Here is a 695-nt window from a genome sequence, read left to right on the forward strand (position 1 = left end):
TGGTCGCGGTTCGGGATGAAACTGCCTTGTAACAAACCGTGGCGAAGCAGATTGGCGATCCATTCGGCATCCTTGACATCGGTCTTGCGTCCGGGCACATTCTTTATGTTCTTGGCGTTGACGACGAGTGTCTGAATGTCCTCAAGCTCCAGCAAGTTGTAAATGGGCTTCCAGAACGAGGCGGTGCTTTCCATCGCGACATGGGTGCACCCGTTGCTTTTGATCCAATCGACAAGCAGGATCAGGTCATCGGTCATGGTGGAAAAGGTCCGGATTTCTTTGGTTTCCGGTGTGATGACGCAGGCCACCACGTTCTTCTTGTGAACGTCCAGCCCGCATACGTGGGTATAAACGACGTCCATACAGCAGAACTCCTTGCGGCGGTAATGATTAAGGGCTGGTGCAGCAACCGTCAAGCGATTATTCTATCCTGCGTGCTCCCGGAAGGGGCAACAATCTGTGGTGCACCTGGTCGCTGGGGCTCTGTCTAACTCACGGGCTCGTAAGCACCATAGTTTGGCGACCTCCCTCGCCAGCCGCAAGTCCATTATACCGCACGTCCCCTATTTTCATCATCTGATGGTGCCGCGTCAGCGGCATGGGGGTCTATCCTGAAAATTAACTCATTGCACGAACTGAAAAAGGCAATACGAAACTGACCCTGAACCTTACAAAAAATGGTTAGGGTTGAAGAA

Annotated in this window: 1 protein-coding gene; it reads right to left on the reverse strand. The window is 52.5% G+C overall.

The genetic code is table 11. From position 1 onward, the window contains the following. Positions 1-362: IS110 family transposase (locus tag ABEV74_RS12350; protein WP_430146380.1), on the reverse strand; the 362-nt coding region annotated here is incomplete at its 3' end. Positions 363-695: the final 333 nt, after the last annotated feature.

This window comes from Paenibacillus cisolokensis, from assembly GCF_050481165.1.
Lineage (GTDB): Bacteria > Bacillota > Bacilli > Paenibacillales > Paenibacillaceae > Paenibacillus_AH > Paenibacillus_AH cisolokensis.